Source organism: Sphingomonas sp. (assembly GCF_035998645.1).
Taxonomy (GTDB): Bacteria; Pseudomonadota; Alphaproteobacteria; order Sphingomonadales; family Sphingomonadaceae; genus Sphingomonas.
Window position 1 is genome coordinate 18,844 of the sequence record NZ_DASYHL010000002.1, and the last position, 14,641, is coordinate 33,484.

A 14,641-nucleotide genomic window follows, 5' to 3' on the forward strand; every position below is an offset into this window, starting at 1 on the left:
ACGCCACCCCCTCTTAACCTGCATCGTCTATAAGAGTCGGCAGAGGAGGGTCCGGCAATGGTTTCGGTCGAACGGCTGATTGACGAACATGCGCAGATCAGCGCGCGCGCCGACGCGCTGATGCGGGCCGTCGCCACAGCATCGCCGACGATGCTGCGCACGATGATCGTCGGGCTGGACACCGAACTCACCGCCCATCTCGCGACCGAGGATCTGGAGGTGTACCCGCATCTGCTCGCCAAGGGCGACCTGGCGCAGCGCGAGGCGGCGGAGATTGCGATGGGCGATTTCGACCAGCTTGCCGCCGAGTGGCGCGCCTATGTCAATGAATGGACCGCCGACGAGATCGAGAGCGACCGCGAGCTGTTCATCGAGGCGAGCAAGCGCGTCCTGTCCGCGCTGTCGGCGCGGGTGCGGATCGAGAATGAGATTCTCTACCCGCTCGCGCTCGCGTCCGGCACGATCACGCTGCGGGAGGCGAGCGCGCGGGTGATGGCGGGGTAAAGTGGACTAGTCGGCGACCGCTAGTCGCTACCTAAGGTCTCATCCTATCAGCCGAAGATGTCCTCAGGGTCGTGAAGCTGTGGCGCCGTGAGGCGGAAGACCGCGCCAGCCACCGCCCACCCGGCCATCGCCATGACCGCCAGCGCAAGATTTGTGAGCACCCTGAATTCGATCGATCTATATTCCACGCCATCATTGGCGTAGGTCGCCGCGATGATCGCAACGCTGAGCGCGACGAACGGAAGCAGCAAGATTCCCTGAACGATGACCAGCGGCCAGGCACAGCGCCGCGTTCGGCGCCAGCTGCCGGTCATGCTTTCGATCAGGCCCGTCCGCTCGACCGACGCCATGCCGATGGCCGCCGACAAGCGGCCCGCCAGATACAGACCCGGAAGCAGCAGCAACACATAGCCGAGGCCTGCGACGATCCAGATCAGCAGTTGAAGCGTGATCGCAATGAGCGGGGCAAGTGCGACCGAGACCCACTCCCCGCTCGCGTCACCATAGGCGCGACGGAACAGGATGTACTGCAGCAGCCCCTGGAACAGGATGGCGGCGGTCAGCAGCACCAGCTGTACCGTCCACGACCACTCCGAATCGTCGGCCCAGGTGGAGAAGGCGGCGTAAGCGACGGCTGCGATAAAGAAGCTCGGCGCGCGCGCGCCGACCAGCGACGACGCGTCCCCGATGATGTCGGCGACCGCGATTCGCGGCGATTCGGCGCTCACCGCAGACTGACCCGCCCGCCGGCATGCCGCTCCAGCCGACCGGCGAGTTCGAGTTCGAGCAGCACCAGCTGCACCGCCGCGCCGGGCAGGGCGGATTGGCGGATCAGTTCATCGACCGGGACTGGCACCGGACCGAGCAGCCCTTCGACGCGGTCGCGCCCGGCGGCATCGGGCTCTCCCGGAGGTTCCGCGCCGAAGCCGGAGATCGGCGAACGCACCGCGCGCGGGTCGATCGGGCGGATCATCTCGAGGATGTCGTCCACGCCCTGCACCAGAGTCGCACCTTCGCGGATCAGCAAATTGCAGCCCTGTGCGCGCGGGTCGATCGGGGAGCCGGGGACCGCCATCACCTCCCGCCCCGCCTCCGCCGCGATCCGTGCGGTGATCAGCGAGCCGGAGCGCGGCGCGGCCTCGACCACCACCGTCCCTTGCGCGAGGCCGGCGATGATGCGGTTGCGCGAGGGGAAATGGCGGGCGAGCGGCTCGGCGCCCGGCGGCTGTTCGGCGATCAGCAGGCCGTGCTGCGCGACGCGTTCCTGTAGCTCCGCATTTTCCGGCGGAAAGGCGATGTCGATGCCGCTGGCGATGACGCCGACCGTGCCGCTCGAAAGCGATCCGTGATGCGCGGCGGTGTCGATCCCGCGCGCCAGCCCTGAGACGACCGTGGCCCCCGCCTCGCCCAGCCCCTGCGCCAGCTGCCGCGCGAAGCGGCACGCGGCGGCCGAGGCGTTGCGCGCGCCGACCATCGCGACGCAGGGCCGGGTGAGCAGCGCCATGTCACCGCGCACGATCAGCGCGGGCGGCGCATTTTCCAGCTCCCCCAGCAGCGGTGGGTAGTCGGGATCGTCCAGAAACACATGGCGCGCGCCGAGTCGTTCGACCACTGCCAGCTCGCGCCGGGCCAGCGCGGGATCGGCCAGCGTCGGTGCCTGCCCGCCGCCGCGCAGCGCCAGCCCAGGCAGCGCATCGAGCGCCGCCTGGGCGTCGCCGAAGCGGGCGATCAGCTGGCGATAGGTGACCGGGCCGATCCGTGGCGACCGGATGAGGCGAAGGCGGGCGAGGCGCGCGGCCTCGTCAGCCATGCTTGCGGCCGATGCGCGGTTCGGTCCCGGCGAGCAGCCGTTCGATATTCTCGCGATGCTTCCACAGCACGATCAGGGCGAGCGCGACCAGCAGCATCACGATGTCGAACCGGTTCATCAGCGCCGCACTGACCGGCGCGCTGATCGCGGCCGCCATTCCGGCCACCGATGAAATCCGCAAGGCTCCGAGCAGCCCCAGCCACACCACCGCAAACACGATGCCCGACGGCCAATGGAGTGCGAGCACGATGCCCATCAGCGTCGCAACGCCCTTGCCGCCGTTGAACTTGAGCCAGACCGGATAGCAATGGCCGATGAACGCCCCCGCCGCAGCGACGACGCCAAGGCCGGGCCAGATCGCCTGCGCGATCCACACCGCCGCCGCGCCCTTGAGCAGGTCGAGCAGCAACGTCGCCGCCGCCAGCCCCTTGCGCCCGGTGCGCAGCACGTTGGTCGCGCCGATATTGCCCGATCCGATCTGGCGCAGGTCGCCCGCCCCGGCGAGCCGGGTCAGCACCACCCCGAACGGGATCGAACCGAGAAAATAGCCAAGCGCGATGGCGAGCACCGGCGCGATCGTGGTGAGTTGCGTCTGCATGATCCCCCTTGCTTGGACAAAGGCTAGGGTCTTCGGTAAGCGCACGCAACAATCTCGATCAGCGGAACCCGTCATGGCCGACACCCGGCCCCTTCTCTTCTTCGATTCGGGCGTGGGCGGGCTGTCGGTGCTGGCGCCGGCGCGGGCGCTGCTGCCCGGGGCGCCGTTGGTCTATGCCGCCGACAGCGCCGGGTTCCCCTATGGCACGCGCAGCGAAAGCGAGATTGCCGCGCGCGTCCCCGCGCTGCTCGGGCGGCTGGCGGAGCGGTACAAGCCGCGGCTGATCGTGATTGCCTGCAACACCGCATCGACCATCGCGCTGCCACATGTGCGCGCCGCGCTGGATGTGCCGATCGTCGGGACCGTGCCCGCGATCAAGCCAGCGGCGGAAGCGTCACGCACGCGGGTGATCGGGGTGCTGGGGACGCAGGCGACGGTGCGCCAGCCCTATGTCGATGACCTGACCGCGCGCTTCGCCGCCGATTGCACCGTGCTGCGCCACGGCAGCGCCGAGCTGGTCGAACTCGCCGAAACGAAGCTGCGCGGTGAGGAGGCCGATCCGGCGCGGTATCGCGCGGTGCTCGACGGGCTGTTCGAGCAAGCGGCGGGCGACCGAATCGACGTGATCGTCAACGCCTGCACCCATTTCCCGCTGGTCGAGGCCGAATTGGCCGCCGCTGCGCCGCATCCGGTGTGTTTCGTCGATGGCGGGCCGGGCATTGCGCGGCGAATCGCGCATCTGACGCAGGGGCAGGACTGGCCAGACTCCCCTTCACCCGGAATTGCCGTGTTCACCGCGCAGCCCGATCCGGCGCTCGCCCCGGCATTGGCGGGATATGGCCTCGATCGAATCGAGACGCTCTAGCCCTCCGCCGGCCGCGCCGACGCGGGTTCAGCGCAGCGGAATTGCCGGGGTTTCGGTCATTACCTTGACCCGTTCGGCATAGCCATTGGCCATAGCCAGATGCGCATAGCGCGCGCCTGAATCATGCGCCTGCGCCGCGCGATCACGCTCGGCCCGCTCGCGACGGGTGAAGTAATCGACATCGTTCTGCGACATCGTGGTTCTCCCAGATTTTTCTGAAGCGGGAGCGCGTTGGTCTCCCAGCCGCAGAAATGCCCGGAGTCCCGTTCCGCGGTGCCCGAACCATAGCAGATTTCGCCCTTCGAGTCCTGATCTGGGGCAAGTGGATGCGCAACGACCGTCCGATCACAGTGATCGATAGGATAGGCAATTTGCCCTAGTGGCGTCGCGCCGCAAAAATCGCTAACGGGACAAGATGACCAGCGAGGCTTCCCCGCGCGCGGTAGATTATTCGCGCGTGTTCAACCAGGCGATCGACCGGCTGCATGCCGAAGGGCGATATCGCGTCTTTATCGACATTCTGCGCAACAAGGGCATGTTCCCCAATGCGCGATGCTTTGCCGGGCATAACGGGCCAAAGCCGATCACCGTATGGTGCTCGAACGACTATCTCGCGATGGGCCAGCATCCCAAGGTGATCGCGGCGATGGAAGAGGCGCTGCACGATGTCGGCGCGGGATCGGGCGGCACGCGCAATATCGGCGGCAACACCCATTATCACGTGCATCTTGAGGCCGAGCTGGCCGACCTGCACGACAAGGAAGCCGCGCTGTTGTTCACCAGCGGCTATGTCTCGAACGAGGCGACGCTGTCGACGCTGGCCAAGGTGCTGCCCGGTTGCATCATCTATTCCGACGAACTCAACCACGCATCGATGATTGCGGGCATCCGCAATTCGGGGTGCGAGAAGCGGGTGTGGCGGCACAATGACCTCGTGCATCTCGAAGAGCTGCTGGCGGCGGACGATCCCTCGGCGCCCAAGCTGATCGCGTTCGAAAGCGTGTATTCGATGGACGGCGATATCGCCCCGATCCACGCGATCTGCGATCTTGCCGACAAGTATAACGCGCTGACCTATCTCGACGAAGTTCATGCGGTCGGCATGTACGGCGCGCGCGGCGGTGGCATTTCGGAACGCGACGAAGCGGCGCAGCGGCTGACCATCGTCGAAGGGACGCTGGGCAAGGCGTTCGGGGTGATGGGCGGGTACATCGCGGCCGATCGCATGATCATCGACGTGATCCGCTCCTATGCGCCAGGGTTCATCTTCACCACCTCGCTCTCGCCCGTGCTGGTTGCGGGCGCGCTCGCGTCGGTGCGCCACCTCAAGCAATCGAGCGAAGAACGCGACGGGCAGCAGGCAGCGGCTGCACGCCTCAAGACCATGTTCGCCGATGCCGGGCTGCCGGTGATGGACAGCACGACCCATATCGTCCCGCTGATGGTCGGTGACCCAGTACGGGCCAAGAAGATCAGCGACATCCTGCTCGCCGAATATGGCGTCTATGTTCAGCCGATCAATTATCCGACCGTCCCGCGTGGCACCGAGCGTCTTCGCTTTACGCCAGGCCCGTCGCATGACGAGGCGATGATGGCAGATCTTACCGCTGCGCTGGTCGAGATCTGGGAACGGCTGGAGTTGCGCGCCGCGGCCTGACTTTATTGTTTTTGTACGGCGTTGACCCGTTATTAATTGGTAACTTGTCAGCATTAGCCAGCAGGGTTAGGTAAGCATGTGCGCAGTCTTCCGGCATGCGGGTGCGGGAACTCCCGGCCGCCGCGTCCGGATTGCGCAAGATTTGAAGAGGGGAAAACATGACGGATCGTATTGGAACCGAACAGCCAGCGTCGGAACTGCGTAGCTGGATTGAACCCGAAATCTCGGTGTTGGCAATCGAGGAAACTGCGGGCGTCAATGGCGTTGGCGGTGATGGCAACCCCACGTTCCCAGATTCCACACGCTCCTAAGAGCGATGGACGTGATCGCGCGGGGCGAGTTTCACCAGCATTTTCGCTGACTCGCCCCGTCCGTTCATAGATTGATTGCCATCAAGTCCGTTGGAGCACCGTCTACCAGGACCTCCTCGATCACCCGATAACGATCGTCTAGATACAGCACGCTGCCAGCCAGCAGGGTTCGCTGCTCCCGCGGTCGAAATTCCGAAACACCAACAATCAGACCCTCAGGCCCCAATGCGAGGCCTCGAGTCATATTGGTGCTGACCCGGATCGGAACACCGTTGCTGCGAAGCAATTCGCCATCCCAAGATCCGCAATGCCAGATCACGCCTGCAGCGTCCTCAAGGATATCGTGACAGCCATATCCGGCGAGTGTCTCAATTCGCGCGATGCGCCATTCCGCGTCAAGCCAGGCGAGTTCGCTCGGCCGACGCTCGGGTCCGGCGCCGTTGTGCAGCATGACAGCGATCTCGCCAGCGACACGTGCAATGGAATTCATGTGTCGGTAAATGGCGCCTTTCTCACCCCAGCGCACCGGAGGAAGCGGCGTACGGACATCAACTTCCGCGCCATCCAACGTGTAGCGCCGAATGACCTGATTTGCGGTGTCCACGACACAAATCAGATTATCGATCACCGCAAGTTGATGGCATTGGTTATCGAGCCCCCGCGCGATCACCCGCGCGTTGGCAATCTGTCCCTCCACAAGCGTAATCGCAACGATACGCCCCCGCGCACTGGGGCTATGCGGCTCTGCGCACGATTCGAATGCAAATATCGTGTCACCATGCTGACGCAGGCCGAAGAAGAAACCATGGGCAACCTGCAGCGACCCAGCGCGATTCACTGCATAGAGACCATTCCGGCTCGAAACCAAACAATCAAATCCCTGCAGATTTGCCGTGGAAAGTCGAACCCGGTTTGCATCATAGGCCTCGCTCGCCAGCGCTGCACGTATCGCGCGGAGCCTTCCTCTTTCAACGTCCATCGCGGCGGTGATAAGTTGTGGCGACGACCAGTCAAGCACCGTGGGAGCAATTGAACAATGGACCGTACTGGTCTTTACGGACTGTTCGATCTGAGCGGCGCACCGGTCGATCCTGGGGCAGCGGGCGTCCTTGGACTCACCCCGCTGGCGTCAGGCATCGATGCGCTGGTCGATGCCGTTGACCTTGCCGATCCCGGTGCTGTGCAGGTTGATCGGGCGACTGAATCGATCACGATGCTCTTGGGCCGGCTGGATGAACCTGAACCTATTGCTGCGCGGCTCGGCTTAGCGCGCAATTCGTCCGAACTCGCCATCGCGCGTGCAGCGCTGCTCCGATTTGGCCCGGACATTCGGACGCTGCTCCATGGCGAATGGACGCTCGCGCATTGGAACGGTCGCGCGCTGGTGCTGGTCACCTCCTTCGCGCTGCGAGACCCGCTATATTATGCGATCCGCGGCAATCGCATCGCAATCAGCCCCGATCTGCGCCAGCTCAGCCGGATCGAGTGGATTGGTGATCGGTTCGACCCAATCGGTCTTTTAGCTGCCATGGGGGTCGAACGGCTGCGCGCGACGGTCAGGCAATCGAGTCCGATCGCCGGTGTGCAGTCATTGGGAGCTGGCAGCTTTGTCACACTTGATCGCGAAGGGGTTCGCGACGCCCCTCCGCCGACTATCGATGTCTCCGATCGGTGGCGCGGAAGCTTCGAGGACGCAATGGCAGAGGCCGAGGCGCTTATGCTCCGCATCGTCCGCCAGCGGATGGTCGGCGGTGCCTATGCCTGCCTCGTCAGCGGAGGCCTCGATTCATCGACGCTTGGCTGGCTGCTGGCAAAAAATCTGGAAGCCGAGGAGCGATTGCACTTTCTGACCAGCGCAGCCACCCCTGGGTCCCACCAGATCGATGAGTTCCGCCATGCGGCGATCGTCGCAGCGCATCTGGGTATCCCCCACGAAGCGGTGATCCCCCGCCCCACTCCAGGAATATATCGCCCGAGCTCGCCGCATTTTCGTGAGCGAAATGGTCCCAGCCTGAGCGTTCGTCATTATCTTTACGATGGCTTCGCCAAGGCGACCCGTGGCGCGAATGCGACACTATTGTTCGACGGCGTGTTTGGCGAGATGACGTTCACCAACCCGGTGCCCCTGCACGGCGAGCCGGGCGGTTTGCGAAACGCGGCGCGCCGGTTGCGCACGTGGTGGCATCAACCCGGGAAGACGGATGTAGCCAGTCTGTTCCATGTTGATCTCGCTCGTCATCGAATTGTGACCCCCCCGCCAAAAATCGCGGAGGCCAGCCTGTTGCGGCACCGACCCGACCCGATGCCATCCCGTCACGCGCTTTGGGGGATCAACCCAAGCCTCACCAGAGCAGCGCGGACCACCGCGCAGCTCGATCTGGGTCGGGTGCGTATGGCAATGCCATTTCGCGATCCGCGGCTATCAGCCCTGTTCGCCAGTTTTCCTGCGGGAATGCTGTACGCGGAGAGCGGCGCTCGACGTCCGGCCCGCCAGTTGTTGATCGGCAAATTGCCCGATGCGATCCGTTTGCGCGGCAAAGGTCCCGGAATCGCACCCGACTATTCCGAGCGCCTCAAGGCCGAAGCAGGCGCAGCGCGCGAGCGGATTCCATTGTTCCGTCGCGCCGGCGCGGACGAATGGATCGATCTTGAAGCGCTTGATCGGGGACTCGAGCGCAATGGCGCAGGAGTCAGCGCATTTCGCGAAGCGACCCGGACACAGCTTACGGCACTTGCGGGCGAGTTCTTCGTCTGGTGGCGCGGAATTTCATAAGGTCGTGACGCCCTGCGCAAGCGCGAGCGCATCGCGAGCGCGTCGCTCATGCGCCTCCCGGCCCCCGCCCGCCACCGCCGGGAAGCCAATAACCGGCAAGAAGGCAGCCAGGTTCAACAGCGCCCGCTGGCGCTCGAGGTGATTTGGCAGCGCCGCAAGCCAGACCGGCCGGAAAAGATGGCGTGCAAGGAACCGCGCCCCGTTGACTGGGGAAAGGGTGCCGGGCGGCAGGCCGAGTGCGATGACGCCAGCCAGCGGAAGCGCCGCTAGAGATCGCGCCGCAGGTCGCAGCACAACTTTGCCGCGCGTTTCCTCCGGCGGCAGATCGATCCTGTCGCCATCGCTCCATGCGGCAACGACAGGGTCCAGCCGAATGGTGGTCCGTCCCGGCAGAATGACAGGATCCGGTGTGTTGACTGGATCGAACGAGAGCGCGGACAGGTCGTCGCTGAGCAATTCTGCTCCCGCCGCAATCACACCGGCCGTGAGGCTCGATTTGCCCGCACCGGCCGTTCCCGCGATCAACACTGCGCGCCCATCAATCGCGACCGCACATGCATGCATGGGTATAACACCGCGCCAGGCGAGCAGATGCGCGACCACCGTGCCATAAAATGCATGCGGCAGGGCTCCGTCCCAAGCCGATCCAGGCAGATAATCGATCCGGTTTCCGTCGATCATGTCGAAAACCGCTTGCTGCCGCCAAGGAAAGCGCGTGCCATCCGCGAACACGGCTCCAACGCGCACCGGCGCGATCAGTGCGCGAGGCGGGAGCTGGGCAATCCTGCTTATCCGAACATCGCTCGGCTTTGCCGCGTCTGACTGGTCGAACTGGAGAAGCGGGACATCACTGTCCCACACCAGCCCGTAAGCGGAGCTGCGGTAGTGGCTCTCAGACTGCACGAGCGAGCTGCTGGATCTCCATTTCAGCGAGCGTTCGGGCAACCGCTGCCGAGCATGTATCGGCAGCGACATCGAATTGCCCGGCCAAGGTCGCGGCAATCTCGCTTGAAGTCCGCGGGTTCTCGATCACATCCCAGATGGCATGGGCCGTGGAATTGAGCGCGACGTAAGCGCCGGTATCGATATTCACCATCACGAAACTGTCCTCAATGGGCGACCCCACCCAGGAGTCATCGCGCATCCACTTGGTTTCCGTCATCGCCTTGCTCACTCCGTACCGGCCTGTTCAAGCATCGCTCGCTCCGCAGCAACCAGCGCCGTCTGGCCGCTACCACGTCGCCATTTATAGATTGGGATCGTCGCGGCGAGTAGTGTCACGTCGCGTAGCACTCTTTCTGCTTGTCCCAACAGCATCGGCACGCGCGAACGATGGCGATGCACAAGAAGCGTGGCCGTAGCGGCAACCGGGTCGAAGCGCTCAACTGCGTGCCCACCCTCCGTGAAGCCATCGAGCACAAAAATGGCGCCGATCGGGGCGCTGTTCAGCGAGCGGTTCGCCGCAACAGGAATGAACTGTCGTTCGCAGTCCGCGCCGACGGCAAACCAACCACCAGGCAAGCCGCTTGCGATCGCCCCCGCCTGCTGGGGAGCAAATGTGATGCTGTCGTCGCCCACCACGTCAGCGCCCAATCCGGCCAATTGAGCGAGAATCGTCGACTTGCCGCTGCCCGATCTACCGGTGATCGCTATGGCGGCATCCGCCCCAGGCATCCGCGCCGCCGCGGCATGAAGAACAAGGCCTCCGCGCAACCACAACAGCGCGGGAAGCGCTGTCGCGACCAGCATGATCGACACAGTCTCCAACGCCACGCCAGGCTCCGGCGTCACCTCGACCAAATCAGACCGGATCGCGAAACGCGCGACGCCAAAACAGGAAAAGACCAGGCCTGTAGTCGTCAGCCTGAACCCGCGTTCCCCACTCCCGGCTTCGGAGGCGGAGCAAAGGATGACGACATCGGGCGAGGCGGTCGACGGATCTGGATCTGTCACCGCGCCTGGAATGGCAAGTTGCGAGTCCAATCGCAGCCCATAGCCGCGCAATCGCTGCATATCGTTCAGGCCGGCAGGACGTCAAAGGCAACGCAGATCCGTCGGTCGACATCGCCATGGGGGTAGGTGCGATGGTGACAGTGCGAAGGGAACAACAGCACCATTCCCGGCTGTGGTCGAACCCGTTTTGAGCCGAAGGATCGAGCACAATCGGTACCGGCCAGATCCTCTGGAAGTCCAAATTCGATGCAACCCCGCTCATCCGTTCCGTTCAGGACCGGTGCCGGCACATGCACATAATAGACTCCGCTGAGCCAGCCAGCCTGATGCATATGCCAGTCCTCATATCCGGCATGCTCGGTAACAACGCACCCGCTGTGCAGAGTCGCCGAGCCCGGGCGCGCACGCAACCATGGGTGACTTTCTTCGCTGGGGAACTCGGCAACATGCCGATCGATCACACCAATTATATGGGTGAAAAGCTCGCGAATGCGCGGTCCCCGTCCGGTCATCGGATCATCAACCCGCCAGCTATCGCGAGAAGCCGTCCCGTAACGCTCATACCGCAGGCCGCGATGGTTCAGTAGCTCTGCGGCCAATGCGGCGTTGAATGCGTCCAGCCTGTCCCAGCCCGCGGGTGGTGCAAGCGTGCCGCGATAGGCGAACCGGTTCCAGCCATCCTGTTCGCGCGCGGCGTCGATCCGGCCAAGCTGCGCCAGCGCCAGCGTCTGCGCCGCGAACAGGCGCGAATGGCCCACCCCCTGCGCATCAAGCTGCGCCATCTCGTCGAGCACGCGTTCAGGAGCGCCGGTGTCGAAATGCAGGCTCGCCAGCCGTTTGCATGCATCCTTGTTGTGCGGATCATATGCCAGCGCCTCTTTCAGGCTCTGTTCGGCAGCGTCGGTCGCGCCCAAGCGCCGCTGCGCCTTGCCGCGCGCGGCCAGCGCGGCGGCGCGCTGAAGGCCGTGATCGGCGCGCTCGAATGCCACCGTCGCAAGCGCAGCGGCGCGCGCAGTATCGTCCGGCCGCTCCACCGACATATGCGCATTGGCAAGGACCAGCACTTCGGCGAAGTCGAGGCTGGAGGGGTCGATGTCGGCGTAGAGCGCGATGACATCGTCGAACCGGTCGTTGCGCGTGAACAGCACCGCCAGCCGGGCGCGCAACAGCGTGGACGCGGGATTGCGGGCATAGGCGGCGATCACCAGCGCACATTCGTCGGCCGCAGTGATCCGCTTGCCCACTTCATGGTCGATCTTCATGTGATCGGTCATGCGCGCCCCGCCTCGCCCATTGGCCCGCGCCGCGGGCGATGCTAGTGCATGCCGTGGAACCCCCGGCGTCACAAGTTGAAATACAGTGACCGAAATGCTGGGGCCGAAATGCAGTGGATGGAGACTGTTACGTGTCGCGCACCGCGATGATCACGCGCAAATTGGCGGTGGCGCGACGCCAGCCGGCGTTTGTGCTGCTGTGGCTGCTACCCGCGTGGCTGCTGATCGGAATGTCATCCGCGCTGATCGCGGTCGTACCGTTCCGCCGCGTCGCACCGCTGTTGGGCGTCAATCTCGGCGCGACGGCGCATCGCCCCGCCGCGACACCGCAACAAGCGGCACGCGCACGGTTGATCGGGAGGACCGTGTCGATCGCCGCCTCCTATGCTCCGTTCCGATCGAACTGCCTGCCGCAGGCGATGGCGGCGAAGGCGCTGTGCGTCCTTTGGAGCGTGCCGTGCGCAGTGCTTTTAGGAATCGAGCGCGCGCGCCCCGAGGGCGAATTGCGCGCGCACGCCTGGACCAGTTGCGGCGACGCGGTCCCGACCGGCGGCGGGCATTGCTTTACGACGCACGTGCCACTGTCCTGCTTCGTGCCCGCGCGGGTGGCGGCGTCGCTTCAAGGCTGAACCGGAGCGCGGTGCATATCGGCGAACGCGGCCCAGGGATCGGGTTCGGTCTCGACGAACCCCAGTCTCTCGTAGATCTGACGCGCCGGATTACCGGCCTGCACCTCCAGCGTCGCGGTCAAGCCATGTGCGTCAGCGACGGCGAGCCAGGCGGCCAGCAGATGTCCGCCGGCGCCGATACCGCGGTGCTCGGGAAGCACGGCAATATCGACGAGATGCGTGCCAGCGACGGTCCATGCGACCAGAATATGGCCGATCGGCGCGCCATCGCGGGTGACGGTCCGGTGCATCGCGTCCGGATGCGCCCCGTCATGCGCTGCGCGCTGCAACTCGGCCTGCTGCGCGAGCATCGCATCGGGAAGAAGGCCCTTCATCGGCGAGCAGGCAATCGCGCAGTCGATCAGGAATTCCGCGTCGCCCGGGTCCCGCGGTCGGCACTGAAGGTCGCCGGCGCGCGCACCAAAGGCGGCATCGAAGGCGGCGGCAGGGTCGGTCTCCAACTGGCTCAACGATCAACCCTCTTTATCGCGCGATCCGCCAGTTGATTGCGCCGAATTTCCATTTAGGGTGCGCGGCATGACCACTGAACTCATCCCCCGCCCGATGGTGATCGAGGAATTCCAGCCGCACGTCGGCAAGCTGTTCCGCCTCGATTGCGAACCGCGCAATGTCGATATCACGTTGTTGAGTGCGACGCCGCTGACCAACCATCGCCCGTCGATGCGGCCGCCATTCCGGCTGATGTTCCATTCGGATCCGATGGTTCAGCTGGGCACCGGCATCTACACGATGCGCAGCGGGTCGTTCGGGCCGGATATGGTCTATATCGAGCAGACGATGCCCCCGCCCGACGCGGTTCCGGGCCATTATTATCAGGCCGTCTTCAACTGAGGCCCGCCGGGATTTCTCCCGGCGGGAAACGCTTTAGTTGCGCGACGGAAAGATACCGAAGAGGCAGATGATCGGGCTCATCACCAGATAAGGCTGCATCGTCGAGTGCGGCTGGCTTCCGCCGGCGATCTGGGTGTTGCCTGCGACATTGACGCCAGCCAGCGGCACCTTCGTCGCAGGGTCCCCGGTCGCGGCGGGGACATAGAATCGGGGAACCATGTCAGGCGATGGCGCCGTGTCCACCCCACGCGCGAGATAAGCGCCCGCCTGAGGCGACTGTTCGGTCGCCTTCAGATTAACCGCGTTCAGCGTACCGGTCGCTCCAGCGAGCGAGTGCACGTGCTGCGGCATCTGGGTGCTGAGCAACGTGACGTTCTCGGTACCGGCCACTTCACCCATGGAGTATGTGCTCAGCCCTGGCCCCGTTCCCTGGCCAATCGGTGTCCGACCTTGCAGGTCGGGGAGCGCAAAGGTCGTCTGACCATTGCCACCATAGGTCGTGCCGATCAGCGCAAACAGAGCAGTATTCTGCGAAATTGCCTGAAGTTGTCCCGCACAAAACGCCCAGTCCCGCGGCGCGAAATTGTAGGGAACAGTCATGATTGTAGCAATGAACGGCGATGCCATGGCAACCCCCAATATTCAGCGGACCGTTAAGAGCCCATATCCTGCGTAGATCCGTATCGCGCCGGCACATTACCGGCCCGATGCAAATCAGTTACGCGACGGAAAAATACCCGTCAGCGCGATACACTGGTTGAGCACCAGATATGGCTGCATCGTCGAGAAGGGCTGGCTGCCGCCTGCAATCTGGGTGTTTCCGGCAACATTCACGCCGGCCAGCGGCACCTTCGTCGCAGGATCGCCCACCGAAGCAGGCAGGTAAATTTCGGGGATCGAGTCCGGCTGTGGCGCCGTATCGACACCGCGTGCCAGATAGCCACCGGCCGGAGGTGACTGTTCAGTCGCCTTGGCGTTGATTGCGCTGAGCGTACCCGTCGCGCCCGAGAGCGAGTGGACGTGCTGCGGCATCTGGGTGCTCAGCAGGGTCGTCGTTTCGGTACCCGCCACTTCGCCAAGGCTGCGGGGCGAAAGGCCCGGACCTTGCCCCTGACCCAACACCACGCGACCTTGCAGATCGGGAAGCGCGAAGGTCGTCTGACCGTTCCCGCCATAGGTCGTACCGAGCAGCGAAAACAGCGCAGTGTTCTGCGCGATCGACAAGATCTGGCCCTGCGCCAACGCCCAGTTGCGCGGCGGAAAACTAAACCCGTAGGTCGAAATCTGGCCAATGAACGGCGACGCCATAGTGATCCCCCCAGAAATGAAGGCCGATCCCCGTGATCCGACCTTTGTTCAAATACTTAATCTGCATG

General features: G+C 64.4%; 18 protein-coding genes. 6 read left to right on the forward strand and 12 right to left on the reverse strand.

The features are described 5' to 3' along the window. Window positions 1-57: 57 nt before the first annotated feature. The gene (locus tag VGN66_RS00230) at window positions 58-504 is read left to right on the forward strand and encodes a hemerythrin domain-containing protein (protein ID WP_327516864.1); all 447 of its coding nucleotides are present in this window, start codon (window positions 58-60) and stop codon (window positions 502-504) included. Window positions 505-551: 47 nt separating this feature from the next. On the opposite strand, the gene VGN66_RS00235 is transcribed toward VGN66_RS00230, so the two are convergent. Genes VGN66_RS00235 through plsY form a run of 3 tightly spaced genes read right to left on the reverse strand, consistent with a single transcriptional unit; the run spans window position 552 to window position 2,912 of the window. After that, complete coding sequence (locus VGN66_RS00235) at window positions 552-1,232, reverse strand: hypothetical protein (protein WP_327516865.1); 681 nt, start codon at window positions 1,230-1,232, stop codon at window positions 552-554. Beyond that, window positions 1,229-2,314, reverse strand: coding sequence for a DNA-processing protein DprA (gene dprA, locus VGN66_RS00240; RefSeq protein ID WP_327516866.1), 1,086 nt, complete (start codon window positions 2,312-2,314; stop codon window positions 1,229-1,231). Before dprA ends, VGN66_RS00235 begins: the two co-directional genes overlap by 4 nt. Next, window positions 2,307-2,912 carry a glycerol-3-phosphate 1-O-acyltransferase PlsY gene (gene plsY / locus VGN66_RS00245; protein ID WP_327516867.1) on the reverse strand — a complete coding sequence of 202 codons (606 nt, stop codon included), beginning with the start codon at window positions 2,910-2,912 and terminating at the stop codon, window positions 2,307-2,309. The genes dprA and plsY overlap by 8 nt, the downstream gene beginning before the upstream one ends. Before the next feature lie 73 nt (window positions 2,913-2,985). Between plsY and murI the strand changes: the two genes are divergently transcribed. Continuing rightward, window positions 2,986-3,777 carry a glutamate racemase gene (gene murI / locus VGN66_RS00250; protein WP_327516868.1) on the forward strand — a complete coding sequence of 264 codons (792 nt, stop codon included), beginning with the start codon at window positions 2,986-2,988 and terminating at the stop codon, window positions 3,775-3,777. Window positions 3,778-3,804: 27 nt separating this feature from the next. Here the strand turns inward: murI and VGN66_RS00255 are convergent, their stop codons facing one another. After that, on the reverse strand, window positions 3,805-3,972 hold the full coding sequence (locus VGN66_RS00255) for a hypothetical protein (RefSeq protein WP_327516869.1): 168 nt from the start codon (window positions 3,970-3,972) through the stop codon (window positions 3,805-3,807). Between the two features lie 220 nt (window positions 3,973-4,192). Here VGN66_RS00255 and hemA point away from each other — a divergent pair, with 220 nt between their 5' ends. Then, complete coding sequence (gene hemA / locus VGN66_RS00260; protein ID WP_327516870.1) at window positions 4,193-5,434, forward strand: 5-aminolevulinate synthase; 1,242 nt, start codon at window positions 4,193-4,195, stop codon at window positions 5,432-5,434. Between the two features lie 375 nt (window positions 5,435-5,809). Here hemA and VGN66_RS00265 read toward each other — a convergent pair whose 3' ends face one another. Further along, on the reverse strand, window positions 5,810-6,724 hold the full coding sequence (locus VGN66_RS00265) for a hypothetical protein (RefSeq protein WP_327516871.1): 915 nt from the start codon (window positions 6,722-6,724) through the stop codon (window positions 5,810-5,812). A 57-nt stretch (window positions 6,725-6,781) separates the two neighbouring features. On the opposite strand from VGN66_RS00265, the gene VGN66_RS00270 reads away from it, so the two are divergent. Continuing rightward, window positions 6,782-8,518, forward strand: a complete 1,737-nt coding sequence (locus VGN66_RS00270; RefSeq protein ID WP_327516872.1) for an asparagine synthase-related protein — start codon at window positions 6,782-6,784, stop codon at window positions 8,516-8,518. On the opposite strand, the gene VGN66_RS00275 is transcribed toward VGN66_RS00270, so the two are convergent. From VGN66_RS00275 to VGN66_RS00290, 4 genes are read right to left on the reverse strand one after another with little or no spacing between them, the layout of a single operon-like run. After that, on the reverse strand, window positions 8,513-9,421 hold the full coding sequence (locus VGN66_RS00275) for a hypothetical protein (RefSeq protein ID WP_327516873.1): 909 nt from the start codon (window positions 9,419-9,421) through the stop codon (window positions 8,513-8,515). The genes VGN66_RS00270 and VGN66_RS00275 overlap by 6 nt on opposite strands. Further along, window positions 9,411-9,692 (reverse strand): PqqD family protein, encoded by a 282-nt coding sequence (locus VGN66_RS00280; protein ID WP_327516874.1) that lies wholly within the window; start codon window positions 9,690-9,692, stop codon window positions 9,411-9,413. The genes VGN66_RS00275 and VGN66_RS00280 overlap by 11 nt, the downstream gene beginning before the upstream one ends. Then, window positions 9,689-10,531, reverse strand: a complete 843-nt coding sequence (locus tag VGN66_RS00285) for a hypothetical protein (protein WP_327516875.1) — start codon at window positions 10,529-10,531, stop codon at window positions 9,689-9,691. Before VGN66_RS00285 ends, VGN66_RS00280 begins: the two co-directional genes overlap by 4 nt. A gap of 5 nt (window positions 10,532-10,536) precedes the next feature. Beyond that, entirely contained in the window at window positions 10,537-11,745 is a 1,209-nt protein-coding gene (locus VGN66_RS00290; RefSeq protein ID WP_327516876.1) for a 2OG-Fe(II) oxygenase family protein, read from the reverse strand. A gap of 131 nt (window positions 11,746-11,876) precedes the next feature. On the opposite strand from VGN66_RS00290, the gene VGN66_RS00295 reads away from it, so the two are divergent. Further along, complete coding sequence (locus VGN66_RS00295; RefSeq protein ID WP_327516877.1) at window positions 11,877-12,374, forward strand: lasso peptide biosynthesis B2 protein; 498 nt, start codon at window positions 11,877-11,879, stop codon at window positions 12,372-12,374. Here VGN66_RS00295 and VGN66_RS00300 read toward each other — a convergent pair. After that, on the reverse strand, window positions 12,365-12,883 hold the full coding sequence (locus tag VGN66_RS00300) for a GNAT family N-acetyltransferase (protein ID WP_327516878.1): 519 nt from the start codon (window positions 12,881-12,883) through the stop codon (window positions 12,365-12,367). The two genes, VGN66_RS00295 and VGN66_RS00300, sit on opposite strands and share 10 nt — an antisense overlap. Before the next feature lie 67 nt (window positions 12,884-12,950). Between VGN66_RS00300 and VGN66_RS00305 the strand changes: the two genes are divergently transcribed. Continuing rightward, window positions 12,951-13,265 carry a DUF6916 family protein gene (locus tag VGN66_RS00305; RefSeq protein WP_327516879.1) on the forward strand — a complete coding sequence of 105 codons (315 nt, stop codon included), beginning with the start codon at window positions 12,951-12,953 and terminating at the stop codon, window positions 13,263-13,265. 33 nt (window positions 13,266-13,298) lie between these two features. On the opposite strand, the gene VGN66_RS00310 is transcribed toward VGN66_RS00305, so the two are convergent. Both VGN66_RS00310 and VGN66_RS00315 read right to left on the reverse strand, forming a co-directional pair. Then, window positions 13,299-13,865 carry a phage tail protein gene (locus tag VGN66_RS00310; protein WP_327516880.1) on the reverse strand — a complete coding sequence of 189 codons (567 nt, stop codon included), beginning with the start codon at window positions 13,863-13,865 and terminating at the stop codon, window positions 13,299-13,301. A 114-nt stretch (window positions 13,866-13,979) separates the two neighbouring features. Continuing rightward, entirely contained in the window at window positions 13,980-14,573 is a 594-nt protein-coding gene (locus tag VGN66_RS00315) for a phage tail protein (protein WP_327516881.1), read from the reverse strand. Window positions 14,574-14,641 lie beyond the last annotated feature (68 nt).

Bases quoted from the DNA above. Each gene is read 5' to 3' on its own strand.
- VGN66_RS00290 (WP_327516876.1), bottom strand. From the start codon at position 11,745: ATGACCGATCACATGAAGATCGACCATGAAGTGGGCAAGCGGATCACT.
- VGN66_RS00265 (WP_327516871.1), bottom strand. From the start codon at position 6,724: ATGGACGTTGAAAGAGGAAGGCTCCGCGCGATACGTGCAGCGCTGGCG.
- VGN66_RS00310 (WP_327516880.1), bottom strand. From the start codon at position 13,865: ATGACTGTTCCCTACAATTTCGCGCCGCGGGACTGGGCGTTTTGTGCG.
- VGN66_RS00270 (WP_327516872.1), top strand. From the start codon at position 6,782: ATGGACCGTACTGGTCTTTACGGACTGTTCGATCTGAGCGGCGCACCG.
- VGN66_RS00315 (WP_327516881.1), bottom strand. From the start codon at position 14,573: ATGGCGTCGCCGTTCATTGGCCAGATTTCGACCTACGGGTTTAGTTTT.
- VGN66_RS00230 (WP_327516864.1), top strand. From the start codon at position 58: ATGGTTTCGGTCGAACGGCTGATTGACGAACATGCGCAGATCAGCGCG.
- plsY (WP_327516867.1), bottom strand. From the start codon at position 2,912: ATGCAGACGCAACTCACCACGATCGCGCCGGTGCTCGCCATCGCGCTT.
- murI (WP_327516868.1), top strand. From the start codon at position 2,986: ATGGCCGACACCCGGCCCCTTCTCTTCTTCGATTCGGGCGTGGGCGGG.
- VGN66_RS00255 (WP_327516869.1), bottom strand. From the start codon at position 3,972: ATGTCGCAGAACGATGTCGATTACTTCACCCGTCGCGAGCGGGCCGAG.
- VGN66_RS00285 (WP_327516875.1), bottom strand. From the start codon at position 10,531: ATGCAGCGATTGCGCGGCTATGGGCTGCGATTGGACTCGCAACTTGCC.
- hemA (WP_327516870.1), top strand. From the start codon at position 4,193: ATGACCAGCGAGGCTTCCCCGCGCGCGGTAGATTATTCGCGCGTGTTC.
- dprA (WP_327516866.1), bottom strand. From the start codon at position 2,314: ATGGCTGACGAGGCCGCGCGCCTCGCCCGCCTTCGCCTCATCCGGTCG.
- VGN66_RS00305 (WP_327516879.1), top strand. From the start codon at position 12,951: ATGACCACTGAACTCATCCCCCGCCCGATGGTGATCGAGGAATTCCAG.